The following is a 17,259-nucleotide window of genomic DNA, read 5'->3' on the forward strand; positions in this document are numbered from 1 at the left end:
ATTAAAGCTCTCCCAAAATTGCGGTAATGTTGTCTAAATCGTCCTGGTTCCACTGGCTCCACTTAAACTCTGCAAAGTCAGAAGGAGTGCAGCCGCCGGCCTCGGGGGACTGACAGTATTGAATTAGCGATCGCAGCGATTCTATAAAGCCCGTTGCCAAATTTTCAATGCTTTCTCGTCGGTGAATGTTTTCGCTGTACGTCCAATCTAATTGCAGCTTGCTGCTGGCAATAAATCCGTTAATTTCCAGCAGGTAACGCCTATTTCCGCGCGGGCTGCGAAGGGGGCCACTAGGATTGGAAGACAGCATTAATAAAGAAGAATTCGGCAGCACTTGGTCAAACTGTCCGAGATAATTAAAGCTTACCTCAGTTGGCAGCCATTTGTGCAATTTTTCAGCAAGTTCTCGGTTCAAATATCGTAGAACACCGCACCCAACACCGCGATTTGGCACTGCTCGTAATTGCTCTTTCACTGATTTGATGGCAGCCCCTTGATCGGAATGTTTTTCTGAAGTTAACAGGATGGGGAAAACTGCTGTAAACCAGCCGATTGTGCGCGACAAATCTACTCCTTCAAATATATCTTCGCGCCCGTGACCTTCTAAGTCCAGTAAAAGTGAGTTATTGCCTGTCCAGCGTTCAAATGCTTGACCTAAAGCAGTTAGCAATACATCATTAATTTGAGTGCGGTAAGCTGCAGGTACTTCTTGTAAGAGCAGTTTTGTTTCTTCAACACTCAAAGCAACGGATACTGTCTTTTCAGATGCAACTAAATTCGCTGCGTTTGGGAAATCCACCGGCAAGCGAGAAGTTGGTTGGTGAGAAAGGGCGAACCAGTAATCGAACTCTCCCTGCAATTCGGGCGATCGCGCCCACTCATGCAAGCGTTCTGCCCACTGCTTAAATGAGGTTGTTTTGGGCGGGAGCGCGACTGTTTCGCCACGGCTAATCTGCCCATAAGCCGTCTGGAAATCCTCAATTAAAATTCGCCACGAAACCCCATCAACCGCTAAGTGATGAATGGCCAATAACAAGCGATTTGGCTGATGTTTGCCCAAGTCAAAGAGGGCAGCGCGAAGTAATGGCCCCTCTGACAAATTCAAACTGGTTTGCAACTGAGTGGCGGCGGTTTGGAAAGCGGCTTCTCGTTCCTCTGGAGGTAGCGACGACAAATCAATGCAGGTAAACGGAGCAACCTCGTCGGGATTGGCGAGATCCTGCTGCCAGCCAGATTCTCCTCGCCCAAAACGCAGGCGCAGCGCGTCGTGGTGCTTCAGCAATTCTTGCAAAACTGACTCAATTAATGCAGGTTCGAGAGGTTGCCGCAACTCTAAAAGCACCGCCTGATTCCAGTGGTGCAAATCGGAGAGATTTTGCTCGAAAAACCAGTGCTGAATCGGTGTCAAAGGAACTTCGCCAATGATTAATCCCTGTTCCAATTGTTGAATCCCAGTTGTATCGGCGACGGCTGCTAACTGTGCAATGGTTTGGTGTTGAAACAGTTGTTTAGGAGTGAGCCGCAACCCGGCTTGATTGGCTTGAGAAATGACTTGAATGCTGAGGATAGAATCGCCGCCCAATTCAAAGAAATTGTCCTCAATTCCCACTTGTTCTAACCCCAATACTTGCGCCCAAATTTCTGCCAGGATTTTCTCAATAGCCGTGCTTGGCGCGGCGAATGCCTCTTCGAGTTCTGGCCGATCGCGATCCGGTGCAGGTAGTGCCTTGCGATCGACTTTGCCGTTGGGAGTTAGAGGCAGCGATTCCAGCATCACGAACACAGCAGGCACCATGTATTCCGGCAATTTTTCTTTCAGAAAGCAGCGCAGTTCGTGAATCAGTATTGAATGCTTATTTTGTGCTGCTGAGTTAGCAATGATATAAGCTACCAAGCGCTTATCGCCCGGTACATCTTCTCGCACTACAACCACAGCCTGGGCGACATCTGGATGCTGTCCTAGCGCTGCTTCAATTTCTCCTAATTCGATGCGGAAACCGCGCACTTTTACTTGGTGGTCAATTCGTCCCAAGTATTCAATATCGCCATTTGGCAGATAGCGAGCTAAGTCTCCCGATTTGTACAACCGCGCTTTCAAACTGTCATTAAAGGGGTTTGGAATAAACCGATCGGCCGTTAATTCTGGCTGATTGAGATAGCCCCGCGCGACGCCAGCACCACCAACGTAAATTTCCCCAGGGATGCCGATCGGAACGGGTTGGGAGTTGCGATCGAGCAGGTAAACTTGCAAGTCAGGAATTGGACGGCCAATAAGGCTGGCATTTTTACTTAAATCAGCGGCAGTCAGCGGCCGATAGGTGACGTGGACAGTTGTTTCTGTAATGCCATACATATTGACCAGTTGGAGGTGCCGATCGCCGTGCCGATCGAACCAAGGTTTTAAGCTTTGCAAGTCTAAAGCTTCCCCGCCAAAAATTACTAAGCGCAGGCTTAAATCTTCGTCAATTCCGGCAAATTCTTCTGTCTTTATCAACTGGTAAAATGCCGAAGGAGTTTGGTTGAGAACTGTGACTCGTTCTTTACATAGCAAGCTGTAAAAATCTTGGGGCGATCGGCTGACTGAATAAGGTACGATCGCGAGTCGCCCGCCGTAGAGTAAAGCGCCCCAAATTTCCCAGACTGAGAAGTCAAAGGCATAAGAGTGAAACAGCGTCCACACATCTTGCTCGTTGAAGTTGTACCGCGACTGGGTAGCAGCAAACAGGCGGACGACGTTTGAGTGAGGAACTAAAACGCCTTTGGGGATGCCAGTGGAGCCAGAAGTGTAGATGATATAGGCGAGATTTTCGGCAGTGGTGCCGCTGGCGGGATTTTCTTTGCTGTTTTGGGAGAAAGCACTTTTATCCCCATCGAGGCAAACGATTTTGGCGCTGCATTTGGGAAGGGTTTGCAACAACTTTTCCTCAGTCAGCAGCACATTTACCTGCGCGTCTTCGAGTATAAAAGCAAGGCGATCGCGCGGGTTGGCTGGATCGAGCGGAACATAAGCGCCGCCAGCTTTGAGAATACCGAGAATGCCGATAATTGTATCGAGCGAGCGAGCGACACAAATCCCAACCAAAACTTCTGGCTTGACGCCGAGTTTGTGCAGGTAATGTGCGAGTTGGTTGGCTCGTCCATTCAGCTCGCGGTAGGTAAGTTTTTGGTCTTCAAATACGACTGCAATGGCATCGGGAGTTCGCTCTACCTGCGCTTCAAATAATTGATGAATGCAGCGATCGCTCGGATAATCGGCGCGGGTGTCATTCCACTGTACTAATAACTGATGCCGCTCTTTTTCCCCCAGCAACGGTAGCTCTTCAATCCGCCGCTCTGGGTTGGCAGCTATGCCCTCCAGCAACGTGAGAAAATGCCCCGCCATCCGCCTAATAGTTACCGAATCAAATAAATCGGTACTGTATTCAAACTGACCGCTAATTTCTTCCTGCTTTTCTTCTAAATACAGCGTTAAGTCAACTTTTGCTGTCTGATTCTCAACATCTAAAAAAGTGAGATTGAGTCCGGCTATTGATTCTGCAGCAACAGGTGGAGTTTGCAAAACAAAAGCAACTTGGAACAGTGGATTGTAGCTCAAATTTCGATCGGGTTGCAACTCTTCAACCAGTTTCTCAAACGGCAAATCCTGGTGAGCGTAAGCTTCTAAACTCACCTCCCGAATGCGAGCGAGCAACTGCCGAAAAGTGAGAGCACCTGACAAATCAGTTCGCAATACCAAATTATTGACAAAAAACCCGATTAGCCCTTGAATTTCCGCTCGGTTGCGGTTGGCGATGGGAGAGCCAACGGGGATATCTGCCTGTCCTGTATAGCGATAGAGCAACGTTTTAAAGGCTGCTAGCAGCATCATAAACAGGGTGACATTTTCCTGGCGGCTGAGCTTTTTGAGGGCTGACCTTAGCGTTTTCGGGATGAGAAATGATTCTTTCCCGCCCCGATAGGTTTGCACCGGGGGACGGGGGCGATCGGCTGGCAATTCCAGCAAGGGGGGAAGGCCACTGAGCTGCTTTTTCCAGTAGTTAAGTTGAGTTTGCAAGCGATCGCCCGCAAGCCATTCCCGCTGCCAAATAGCAAAATCGGCGTACTGGATGGAAAGTTCGGGAAGTGGGGATGGTTTGCCAATTGAAAACGCTTCGTAAAGTGCTGCTAATTCTTGCAGAAAGACTCCGATTGACCAGCCATCAAAAATAATGTGATGTAGCGTCAGCAGCAAGACATATTCCTCAGCATCTAACTGTAGCAAACTCGCTCGCAACAGCGGCCCTTTGGTTAGGTCAAAAGGTTTGCTAGCTTCTTCGGCAGTCAGTTGTTTTACTTTTTGTTCTCGCTCAGTTTCCGCCAATTGTTGCAGGTCTAAAACTTGCAGCCCGAAATTAAAATTATCACCAACCACCTGCACGGGTTGACCGTCTACAGTGGCAAATGTCGTCCGCAAAGCTTCGTGACGGCGCACAATTTCCTTGCAACTTAGCTCTAGCACTAATACATTTAGCCGGCCTTTCAGTAACACAGCCGCCGGCAGGTTGTAAAAAGGGTTTCCCGGTTCAAATTGATCGATAAACCACAGTCTTTGCTGGGCAAAAGAGGTGGGAAATGCAAATACTTCTTCTTCGGAAGCATTCGCAGAGTCGGGAGTACCTGTGGGAGGTTTTTCGGAAAAATGCACCGTCATTGGATTAGTAACTGGTAATTGGTAATTGGGATTGCAGCCGATATTTAGGGATTGGTTATGAGGTAATATCTTGGGCGGGGCTGGTTTACGAGATTTATGGTTTTTAGTAAAGATATTGGCGAACCCGCCCCTACAGGAATAACGGTCAATCGAACGGACATGATATTATTGGCTGCTCACTCATGACTCATTATTGATTTGTGGTTAGCGCAAAGATGACAGTTTCATGCGGTACGCCGATCGCGAAACTGGCGCGATCGCGGGTTCTTCAACGGCCGCATTTTTGTTTTTGGCTTCAGAAATCTTTTCTGCAAGTACGGCGAGCGATTGTCCTGCAAAAATATCGCACAAAGGCAATTCTATCTGACAAGATTCTCGTACCTTTGCTGCTAATTGAATTGCCAGGAGCGAATTTCCTCCTAGTTCAAAAAAGTTGTCGGCAATGCTTAACTGTTCGATGCCGAGAACCTCACAGCAAATTTTCGCTAACATTGCCTCAATAGGGGTGCGCGGGGCGACAAAAATCTTGGCTTCTGGAATTGCGGCATCCGGTTCGGGCAGAGCCTTGCGGTTAACTTTGCCGTTCGCCGAAAGCGGCAGCGCGTCCAGAATTATAAGTGCAGAAGGCACCATATAATCCGGCAGCTTTTCACTCAAAAATTGGCGCAATTCTTCAACCGCAGGGGCAGCATTTTGTTGTGGAACTATATATGCTACTAAGCGTTTTTGACTGTGATTTTCTCCGAATGCGGTGACAATTGATGCTTTGACTGCTGGGTGCTCGTTCAAAGCAGCTTCAATTTCTCCTGCTTCGATGCGGAATCCTCGAATTTTAAGGCGGAAATCTTCTCGTCCTAAAAATTCTATGTTGCCGTCAGGGAGGAAGCGCCCTAAATCTCCAGTTCGGTACAAGCGATCGCCCGTGACGGGGTGCGTGAGGAAGCTGGCGCGAGTTTTTTCTTCATTCCGCCAGTATCCTTTTGTCAGTCCAACTCCGGCACAGCACATCTCGCCGGCAACCCAGACGGGACAGTCTTCTAGCCTTTCATTCAAAATGTAATAGCGTGTATTGGCGATCGCCTTGCCATAGGGAATGCTCTTCCAAGAAGGGTCAACCGTTTCTACCGAATACCAGATGTTCCAGAGAGTGGTTTCGGTTGGCCCGCCGACACTGACAACTCGGCATCCTTTGACGATCGCCCTTAACCTCTGGGGCAGCGTTACTGGAATCCAATCTCCGCCGAGAAACGCCCAGCGCCAGCACTCCGGCAACACCTCAGAACGTCCGGCAGCGTAATCGAGCAGCATTTCCATCATCGGCGGAACCGAGTTCCAAATGGTGACGCGCTCTTGTACCATCAATTGCGCCCAGTGAGCGGGGTCTAGGCGTTGTGCGGCATCGGGAATGACGATCGCGCCCCCAGCAGCTAGGATGCCGAAAATATCGTAAACCGACATATCGTGGTGCAGTGCAGTGACTGCGATCGCGCGATCGCACTCTGCCACATTAAACACTTGGTTGGTTTGAGTGATCGCATTGACTGCACCTCGGTGCGCGATCGCCACGCCTTTCGGCAAGCCAGTTGAGCCGGAAGTATAAATCACATAAGCTAAATCTTCCGGTTCCTGCACCGACTCCAAAGCTTCGCTGCTTTCGGCAGCCAATTCGTCGGTATCGAGACAAATTCGCCGCACATTTTCCGGCCATTCCAAGCGCTGATTTAATTGAGATTGCGTCAAAACAATCTCAACTTCGCCATTTTCCAGCAAATGCCACAGCCGCTCTTTTGGTAGCGTCGCATCTACGGGCAAATAAGCTGCCCCGGATGCGAGAATGCCCAGCACAGCGACGATTTGCTCCCATCCTTTTTCCACAACCACGGCAACCAACTGGTTGGGGCGAGCTCCCAGCTTCCGCAATCGGTGAGCGACTTGATTCGATCGCAGATATAGTTCCTCGTAGGTGAGGGTGCGATCGCGCGTAATGATGGCCGGTTCGTGCGATCGCGACGCGGCTTTCTCAGCAAACAATTCGTGCAGCAATACATCGGGAATGGGTGCCTCAATGCTGTTAGTAAAGGCTTGCTGAAACTGCACCGTTTTCTGCCAAGTTTCCTCTTCATTGGCGAGGCGTTGCAATAGGCGACAGTAGGCCTCAAACATATCGTCAATCATCCTTGGCGGGAAGAGTTCTTCCACCGCATCCCAGCTAAAAGAAAGCCCGTCAGCAGTTTCGGTAAATTGCGCGTCGATCCAAACTTGCGGCGTTTGACCGATAATATGAACCAGTTCTCCCAATTCTTGAATGAGAGAAAAGATAGAAGTATCTTCCCCTGGCGCGTTTTGCGGATCGATCGTAAACACAACTGGCATCAACGCTGCGGTTGTACCTTGCGCTTGGGCGAGTTCTCGCAAAACGCGCACGCCGCTGACATATTGGTGTTCTAAATCTTGCCAAAGTTGTTCTTGCAGTCGCTTGGCTCGTACTTCAAAACTTTCTGGCTTTGAGTTGTCTATTTCTAACAGAGTAAATGAGGCAAATTCTCCGATAATTTCCTCAACTTGAGGATGGAGGGGAAGGCGATTAAAGCGCGGCACGTTGAGGGTAAACCGAGGCGTTTTGCTCCACAAGGAGAGAACCTCGGCATAGGCAGCTAGCAATAAACCCGTAGGAGTGAGGCTGGCGCGAGCTGTGCGCGTTTTGAGGCGCTGCCAGGTTGGCAAGTCTAGGCGATCGCTCCAGCGTTTAAATCGCGGCTGTGTTAAGGAATTCGGCTGTTTGGCGAGGGGCAATTCCGGCGCTGGTGGCAGGGTTTTGAGGCGATTGCGCCAGTAATCTAAGGATTGCTGGTAAAATGGGGAGTTTTCTAAGGCGATCGCAGCTAACACGCAATCGCGGAAAGACAGTTGCAAGGGCGCGATCGCAGTATGGGGATTGCGGTAAAACTTTACCAAATCGCCAAACAAAATTTGAAAACTCCAGCCGTCTATGCACAAGGCGTCAATGCTGATGTGGAGGCGGATGCGGCGCTTATTAATTTGGGAAGCGCAAATCTCGAACAGCGGCCAGCGATCGAGCGGCAGCACTTGGTGGGAAAGGCGATCGCGAATTGCTGCGAGTTTTTCACCGGCAATTTCTGGAGCGAGCGATCGCAAATCCAAAACCTCAATTTTATAAGCGGGTACGTTTTCCAGAATTTGCTGCTGTCCGTTCGGCAGTACGATCGCCCGCAGCATATCGTGGCGCTCTACAACTCGCTGCCACGCGAGGCTAAACCGCTCTAAATCTAACTCGTCGCTTTCAATTTCTACATAGCCGTGAATGGCAACATTGCCCATTTCCAAGAAGCTATTTCTCCCGATCCAGTACGCCTGCTGCATTTCGTTGAGCGGAAATGGTTGGTAGCGATTTTGAGGATCGGGGGCGATCGCGGGCAGTGAAATCAGGGGTTCGTGCGACTGCTGGCTCTTAGCTTGTGCGATCGCAACTGCCAGACTGGCGACAGTAGGGGATTGAAACAAGCAGCGCAATGATAGCTCGACTTGAAAGCGATCGCGCACCTTGGCAATCAGTTGAGTTGCCAGCAAAGAGTGACCTCCCAACTCGAAGAAATTGTCATTGATTCCCACCTGTTTTAAACCCAGAACCTCCGCCCAAATCTCCGCTAATAGTTGTTCTTCTAAAGTTTCAGGAGCGATAAAATCGGCGTCTGACTTGTTGGTTTCCGGTGCGGGAAGTGCCTTAAAATCTACCTTGCCGTTTGGCGTTAATGGCATCGCTTCTAAAAACATGAAACTGGCAGGAACCATATAATCTGGCAGTTGTTCCCGGAGAAAAGAGCGCAGATTTTTAATCAGTGCAGAGTTGCCAATGCTGAGTCCTGAGTTTAAAACGAGGTAAGCAACTAAGCGCTTTTCGCCTGAATCTTCCTCTCGCGCCAGAAGAACTGCCTCTTGCACGTCTGGGTAATGGCTGAGTGCAGATTCGATTTCTCCTAACTCAATGCGAAAACCGCGAATTTTCACTTGACGATCTGTGCGATCGAGAAATTCTAAATTACCGTCGGGAAGATACCGGACTAAATCGCCTGTTTTGTAAAGGCGATCGCCTTGCACGTTGCTAAAAATATCGGGAATAAATTTTTCTCTATTCAGCTCTGAACGGTTGATATATCCTCTCGCAACCCCCGCACCTCCGATATAAAGTTCGCCGGGGACTCCGATCGGAACAAGTTGCAAATTAGCATCGAGTACATAGGTGCGGGCATTTGGAATTGGACGACCAATCGGCAAGGTTTTTGCGGAGTTTTTAACCGCAGAGGGCGCAGAGGGCGCAGAGGGGAGAGAAGAAGAGGAAGAGGAGGAAGAGTCGCACCACGTCGCGACAATGGTTGTTTCTGTGGGGCCGTAAGTATTGACTAGCCGCACTTTTTCTGATAAGCACTTTTGCCACTGATTGAGCGATGTTGAAAGTGCGGTTTCTCCGCCAATAATTGTCAAGCGCACTGACGGGGGAAATTCTGCGTTTTCGATGCTGAGTCTGGCAGTTAATTCGCGCCAGTAAGCGGTTGGTAAATCTAAGACGGTGATTTGCCATTCCCGGCATTTTTGCAGGAAGGAAGAAATGCTGTCTAACATGGAATTTCCGCGCAGTACCAAAGTGGCACCTCGCGTTAAACAGGGATAGATTTCTTCGGCGCTGGCGTCGAAGCTGAGGGAAGCAAATTGGAGAATGCGATCGCCTGGTTCGATGCCATATTCTACACTTGCAGCCTGCGTATAATTTGCCAAAGATGCGTGTTGAACCATCACTCCTTTTGGCTTGCCGGTAGACCCGGATGTATAGATGATATAAGCGAGGTTTTCTGGCGAAACGGCGCTATCAGGATTTGACTGATTTTGTTGAGCGATTCTCTGCCAGTCTGCATCCAAGCAAATTGCGGAAATGTTGGGGACTAGCAAGTCTGCAGCTAATTGTGCTTGCGTTAGCAATACGCGAACTCCAGCATCTTCTAACATGAAATTAAGACGTTCTTTGGAATAATTTGGATCGAGGGGCAAATAAGCGCCACCTGCTTTTAATACGCCTAAAATTCCGACGATCGCATCGAGCGATCGCTCCAGATAAACGCCGACTATGGCATCGGGTTTTACGCCGCAATAGTGCAGGTAATGTGCGAGTTGATTCGCGCGATTATTTAATTCTTGGTAAGTCAAACTTTGGCATTCAAATCGCACCGCAACCGCATCAGGCGTTTTCGCAGCCTGCGCTTCAAACAAACGGTGAACGCACTCATTTGGGGAGTAATTTACCCCAGTATTATTCCACTCAAATACAAGTTGTTGGCGCTCTGTTTCTGCAAGCAGGGGCAAATCTGATAGACGCGCGGATGGATTCGCAACGATGCCTTCTAATAAGTTCTGAAAGTGCCTCGCCATTCGCGCGATTGTAGCCGCTTCAAATAAGTCTAAGCTGTACTCAAACCAGCCTCTAATAGCTGTGGCTGTGGCTTCTAATTCCAAAGTTAAATCGAAATTGGCTGTCCCGCTGTGAATCTGTTGGCAGTTCAAGCTTAAATCCGGCAATTCTAAGGCAAATTCCGAGGCATTTTGAAAGGCAAACATCACCTGAAATAAAGGCGAGTGACTTAAATCTCGATTCGGCTGCAATTCTTCTACCAACTTCTCAAACGGTACATCTTGATGCGCGTAAGCACCTAATGCAACCTCTCGCACTCGACTCAGCAACTCTCGAAAAGTTGGATTTCCATTTAAGTCAGTCCGCAGGACTAAAGTATTGACAAAAAATCCAATTAATGATTCGGTTTCGCTGCTGTTGCGGCTGGCCATTGGTGAACCGACGAGGATATCTTCTTGCCCCGTGTAGCGGTAAAGCAGTGTTTTGAATGCTGCCAGCAATGTCATAAAGAAAGTAGTTTTTTCGCGGCGACTCAATTGCCTAATGGCCTCGGTTAAGTGCTCTGGCAATTCAAATAATTGCCGACCTCCCTTGTAACTTTGAACGGCGGGACGAGAAAAGTCTGTTGGTAAATTTAGAACCGCTGCGCTGCCACTTAACTGCTGCTTCCAGTAAGTAAGTTGAGTTTCTAATATTTCTCCCTGCATTTGTTGGCGCTGCCAAGTTGCAAAGTCTGCATACTGAATTGGCAGCGGTGGAAGCGAGGCTAAATTTTTATTAGACAATCCTTCATAAAATGCAGCTAGTTCTCGTAAAAATATGCCCAAAGACCAGCCATCAAAAATGATATGGTGGGCGGATAAAAGCAGAGTATGTTCGGTCTCAGATAGGCGCAGAAGTTTGGCACGGAGCAGATTTGGTTGAGTTAAATCAAAGGGCAATTGTGCTTCTTCAGCAGACAGTTTTTGCGCTGCTTTCTCGCGTTCAGCCGGGGAGCGCTCGCTCAAATCAATCAGCGGTAATGGGAAACTTTTTGCCTCAAAAATAACTTGTATCTGTTCTTTCTCACCACCAGCAAACGCAGTTCTTAAAATCTCGTGTCGCTCGATAATTTTCTCAATACTTTGCATGAGTGTTTCTGCATTGAGTTGTCCTGTAATCCGAACTGCACCGCAGAGGTTATAGAAGGGGTTTCCTGGTTCCAATTGGTCAAAGAACCATAAGCGCTCTTGAGCAAAAGACAGGGGGATGTTTTGTTGACGAGAAACGGTTTGAATAGACGCCATTGTCGGCGCTTCTGCCAATTTTTCTAAAATTTTGGCAGCCAGTTTAGCAAGGCTTAATTCCTGGAAGAAGTCTTCTATTGATAAAGCTATTTTTAGATTTGTTTCGATCTGATTTTTCAATTCAAATACAGCCAATGAATCCAAACCAAAATTACTAAAATCCTGTGCCGATGGGATTTGATAAAGGCTGACTTTCAGCACCCTTGCTACCTGCTGTTGCAAATAGGTTTCTAACTGTGCCTGCTGTTCTGCTAACTCTGTTGCTAGCAGAATTTCTCGCGTGAGTTGATTGTCGATTTCCGCCGAATCAGCTAACTCTAAAACGCTACTCGCAACAACTTCCAAATTGTCAGCTAGAAAGTCAGCATAGGCGGCGCGACGTTGAATTTTACCGCTGGTCGTTTTCGGAATGCTTCCCGGCTTAATCAGCACTACTCCATAAACTTGCACTTCATATTCTTGAGCAATGCGGTTGCGGATGGCGCTGATAATTTCCTCGGCATTATCCGGCGCTTTGCGAGATTGTAATTCTGGCACGATAACGAGCTGTTCTTCGCCGGCGACTTCCACTGAGAATGCCGCGATCGCCCCCGGCCGCAAACTGGGATGGCTGCGTTCTGCTGTTCTTTCTATATCTTGGGGGTAAAGATTGCGACCTCGGATGATAATCAAATCTTTGAGTCGCCCTGTAATAAACAGTTCTCGATCGCGTAAAAAGCCTAAATCTCCTGTTCGCAAAAATGGCCCTTCGCTGGTATCTGAAAGATATGCTTGGAAGGTTTTTTCTGTCTCTTCTGGGCGATTCCAATAGCCTCGCGCAACTGTTTCGCCAGCTACCCAAATTTCTCCGACTTCCTGCGGCTGGCATTGCCTCAGAGATTCGGGATTGACGATCGCAACTAGAGTTCCAAATTCAGGGAAACCGCAGCCGACTAAAGTTCTCGCGCCGCGATCGCCTTCGCCAACTTCTACAATGTGATTATTTTCCAGCGCCCCAGCGTCAACAGGTAAGAAAGTCGGTGTTATTCCGCTGCGAACCGTGGCAATTTTTAGCGTAGTTTCTGCCATTCCGTAAGCAGGACAAAAGGCATCCGCCTGAAAACCGCAGGGTTCAAAAGCTTTGGTAAATCGCTCTAGGGTTTCTTTGTGGATAGGTTCTGCGCCGTTATAGGCGACGCGCCAACTACTCAAGTCGAGCATTTTTTCGCCATCGCCCAACATTTTGCTTATTTTGCTAGCGCACAAGTCGTAAGCAAAATTTGGCCCGCCACTGTGGGTAGCTTTGTAGCGCGAAATCGCTTCCAACCAGCACATCGGGTTCTGAATAAACGCCGCTGGCGGCATGAAGTAAGAGGGAATTCCCAGATACAAAGGTTTCAGCAATCCGTCAATTAACCCCATGTCGTGAAAGGGGGGAAGCCACGTTACCGCAACGCTTTCGGAATCGTGCTCAAAGCCTCGGTGAATGTATTCGATGTTGTACAAAACGTTGGCGTGGCTCACCATTACGCCTTTGGGGGTGGAGGTTGAGCCGGAAGTGTACTGAAGATAAGCCACTTCGTCGGGATGGATGGGTTGCTGCTGCCACTTTTCCCCGTCATCGGCAAGCGCCTCTGCTGTCAGCCAGTGCAGCCGTTTGAGTTCCGGCGCTTGCTCGCATAGCTGTTCTAAATTTTCCAGGTGTCGCGCGGGAGCGATCGCAACTTTTGCTCCTGCATCTAGGGCGATCGCACTAATTTTCGCTAAATTCCGCTTCAGCTTCGGCGGATAGAGGGGAACTGCGATCACTTTGGCGTACAAGCATCCAAAAAAGGCGGCGAGATAGTCCAATCCTGGCGGGAAAAGCAGTAAGGCTCGTTCGCCAGTGAGCCCCAATGTCTGAAGTCGCGCGGCGTGCGATCGGGCGATCGCGTCTAACTCTCGATAAGTCAAACTGGCGGTTTCAGTTTTTCCGTCTAACAGAAATGTATATTTCTGCTCTGGTTGGTGTAATGCTCTGTTTTGCAGGAGTTCTACTAAAGTACAACTTTCGGTGAGTTGGTTTCCCTTAATGCTTGCGTCACTCATCGATTCTTTTTACCTATAAATCTTGTTTGCAGTACGCCAACCAGTTCCGCCAAATTCTTTCCACATAGACTTTCTGTGGACAGTTGTCGGGCGTTACGAGTCTCCCATCAGCGTGTTTGAGTCTTCAATCCGGGTATTAGCGCTTGTTTTGAGTTTTTTTTGTCGATCGCGCTGTTCGGCAATGGCTCCGGGGCGATTTCAGTCCGAGCCAGCTTCGATATCAGCTTCAGGGGCTTTACGGCTATCGACTTTAAGCATCCTATGCTAGATGATATTTATTGTCAAGAGTCTAGCAGCAAATTTGTTGACTGCTATGGTTTCCTATATGACAATCTTTTCTAACTCTTGCCATAGCATTTTAGGCGCTGGTTTGTCTAGCCCTTACCGCAACCATAATATGCAAGTGGTACACAACTAGCTAGAGGGGTCTAACCCCCTATCTTAAAATGCAATTAGTTTTCATTAGTTAACTCTTGACAGATGTAACTGCTGTGTTATCTAATTAAGGCACTTTCTCATTAAGCCCCCAGCGACTACTTCCTTTAACCGAGGAAAGTGCCAACCGTGGGCGATCGTCTAGAGCGCCACCGGACTGAGGCGTTCGCCCTCACGCGCTTCCTGCCAGACAAAGGCGGATAGCGACGGGAGAATCGGATCGAACTGCGCCCGACAACTGGGCCGGATCTTCCGCAGGTCAGTTTCACTCCTGCCCACAAGAGCAGCAACGCTGCCACAAATCATGTTGTGCAAACAACGCAAACCCCATATCCGAAGTTCTATCAATTGTTGATTCAAGACTAATGAACAGATCGCAGAAATTATTAAGTAGCCTTGGGCTGGCAGGAGTCGTGTCGGCGGTAGTAGCTCAGTCGGCGTGCGCTTCCAACATCGCGCAGGTGACGGGCGTTCGCCTCAACCCCACGTCAGAAGGCATTGAAATCATCCTAGACACTGAAGATGGAAGACCCCTGCAAGTCTTCACCACCACCTTTGGCGAAACTTTACAAATTGATGCCATCACCGCTCAACTGCGACTACCGGGGGGAAATGAGTTTCGTCAAGACAAACCGGCTGCGGGAATTGCTTCTGTCACCGTTACTCCTTTAGATAACAACAGCATCCGAATCCGAGTCATTGGCGAGAGGGGCCAACCAGTCGCACGGGTGATTCCTAACGCTGCGGGTCTGATTCTCAGCTTACAACCCACCTCGCAGATGACTGCTCGCCCGCCTGCACCGGCTCCTACAACACAGCAGCCGGGGACACCCGCAGCACCCGTGCCACCTACAGCGCAGCAGGTAGAGATACCCGCAGAACCCTTGCCACCTACAGCGCAGCCGCCTGGAACGCCCGCAGAACCCTTACCACCTACAGCGCAGCCGCCTGGAACGCCAGGAGAACCCTTACCGCCGACAGCGCAGCCACCAGGAACGCCTGGAGAACCCTTACCGCCGACAGCGCAGCCGCCTGGAACGCCCGGAGAACCCTTGCCGCCGACAGCGCAGCCGCCTGGAACACCGACACAGCCACCCGGAACGCCACAGGTGGGGAGAAACCCGATTGAAATCGTCGTCACTGCAACACGAACCGCAGAAAGAGTGACGAACGTGCCGCGCTCTATAACGGTGGTAGACTCACAAGAAATTCAGCAGCAGGCAGGGCAATCGAGAAATGTGGGGGAAGCTCTGGCAAATCAGGTTCCCGGTTTCGCGCCCCCGACTCAAACTACTGCCACTTATGGACAAACTTTGCGGGGTCGCGACGTTTCCGTTCTGATTGACGGTGTGCCGCAAACGACCAATATTCAATCTTTTGGCAGAGAATTTAGAAACATCGATCCCAGCGCGATCGAACGCATTGAAGTAGTGCGGGGTTCTACCGCAATCTACGGCGCTCAGGCTACAGGTGGCGTGATTAATATTATTACTCGCCGGCCAACTGAGGAAAGGCTAACTGCTGTTACTGAAGTGGGCGTCAGTAGCGCTTTAACAAACACAAGAGATGCTTTAGGCTTTAACGCTCAGCAGACGATTTCTGGCCGAACGGGCAATTTCGATCTGACGGGTACTGTCTCGCTCTCTAGAAGTGGAGCTTTTTACGATGCCAAAGGCGATCGCATTCCCTTTTTTGAACTCGGCGGAGACAGCAGCACCCTCTTCAACGTGATGGGCAAAGTCGGGGTAGATTTGGATACCGAACAGCGGCTGCAACTAACTGTCAATCACTATCGGGAAACCCAAGATCCCAATGTGATTCCAGACTTTAGTGTTGACGACCAGGAAGGACGGCAAAAAGCCCGCGCCATCCGAACCGGGGAGTTGGATATTGACGGGGAAACACCGGGGAATAAAAGTACACAGCTCAACCTAAGTTACACCAACCAAAACCTTTTTGGCAGCAGCCTTCAAAGCCAAATCTACTATCGAACGAATTCCAATGTAGGTGTTCCTTCAGATTACCGCACCTCCGATTTCTTTGGACCGTTTGTCGGTGTTACTCGTTCGCGAGCCGAGAGCGAACAGATAGGAGGTAGACTGGCGATTACCACTCCTTTATCCCGTGCCGAAAATCTTCGATTAACTTGGGGTTCTGACTATATTACTGAAGATAGCAAACAGCGTTTCGACTTGTACGATCCGGAGAGATTTGACGCAAGTGGTGGCCGGGTTTACCGGAAAATTTCCGAGCGTCCTTTCGTCCCTCCTTACACTTATGACAGCCTTGGCTTTTTCGGTCAATTGGAATGGAATATTGACGATATCGTCATTCTAAGTGGCGGGATACGTCACGAACGCGTCGGGTTAAACGTCAATGATTATACCACTTTTAACGATCGCCAGATCGAAGGAGGCGATCGCAATTTTAACGCCACCCTATTTAATACAGGGGCTGTCTATAAAATTACTGACAACTTCAACATATTTGGCAACTTTTCTCAAGGTTTCTCAGTCCCTGATTTCGCCCGCATCCTCCGCCAACCCCCCGACAATTTTGTCGGAATTGAATCTTCTTTAGAAGTAACTCAACCGCAAAAAGTCAACAACTACGAAATTGGCATTCGAGGAGGGTGGCAATCCGTGCAAATGTCGCTTGCCGCTTTTTACAATACCTCCGATCTAGGAGTCAGTTTTCAACCAGTTGGCAACACAGGCCGCCTGGAACTCATCCGCGCCCCAGAACGCATTTACGGCTTAGAAGGAACTGTGGATTGGCAACCTGGACGAGCATGGTCGCTGGGCGGGACTGCTACTTATATTCAAGGCGAATATAAGGAGGAAGGCAGTTACATCGCCCTCGATAGCAGCCGAATTCCACCGCTCAAGCTAACAGCTTATGTTCAAAACGAAACTTTGCCGGGATGGAACAATCGGTTACAGTTATTATATTCTGGAAATCGCGATCAAGCTTTCAAAGACGGCTCGGATGGCGGCCCGATTAGCAGCTATCTCACACTGGATTACGTCAGCGCGGTTAAAATTGGCTCGGGGCTGCTACAAGTCAAAGTCGAGAATTTATTGAATAATCAATATTTTCCCGTGATCTCCCAATACTTAGCTGGATTTGGCTCGGACACCTCTAATTATGCAGGGAGGGGTTTAACTCTCAGTGTTAATTACCGCCTTAACTGGTAATTACAGCAGATTGCAGGTTGATGAGGTAGATTCAATATCCCCGTAGGGACACTCCAAGAACCCATTGGTGTCAATTTAAGCTGTTAGTCCGCTAGTCCTCGCGGCCACCCGCTAGTCCGCCAGGGGTTGAAACCCCTGTCTAATAGCTAAAGTCCTATTGCATAG

At 49.2% G+C, this 17,259-nt stretch carries 3 protein-coding genes; 1 reads left to right on the top strand and 2 read right to left on the bottom strand.

What is annotated here, in order from left to right:
- Position 1: 1 nt before the first annotated feature.
- Positions 2 to 4,690 carry an amino acid adenylation domain-containing protein gene (locus QUA77_RS15460; protein WP_333450994.1) on the bottom strand — a complete coding sequence of 1,563 codons (4,689 nt, stop codon included), beginning with the start codon at positions 4,688 to 4,690 and terminating at the stop codon, positions 2 to 4.
- Between the two features lie 204 nt (positions 4,691 to 4,894).
- Positions 4,895 to 13,462, bottom strand: coding sequence for an amino acid adenylation domain-containing protein (locus QUA77_RS15465; RefSeq protein ID WP_333450996.1), 8,568 nt, complete (start codon positions 13,460 to 13,462; stop codon positions 4,895 to 4,897).
- A gap of 800 nt (positions 13,463 to 14,262) precedes the next feature.
- On the opposite strand from QUA77_RS15465, the gene QUA77_RS15470 reads away from it, so the two are divergent.
- Positions 14,263 to 17,094, top strand: a complete 2,832-nt coding sequence (locus QUA77_RS15470; protein ID WP_333450998.1) for a TonB-dependent receptor domain-containing protein — start codon at positions 14,263 to 14,265, stop codon at positions 17,092 to 17,094.
- The last annotated feature ends 165 nt before the right edge of the window (positions 17,095 to 17,259 follow it).

Origin of the sequence: Microcoleus sp. K5-D4 (genome assembly GCF_036704575.1) — a bacterium.
In the GTDB taxonomy this organism is placed as follows: Bacteria; Cyanobacteriota; Cyanobacteriia; order Cyanobacteriales; family Microcoleaceae; genus Microcoleus.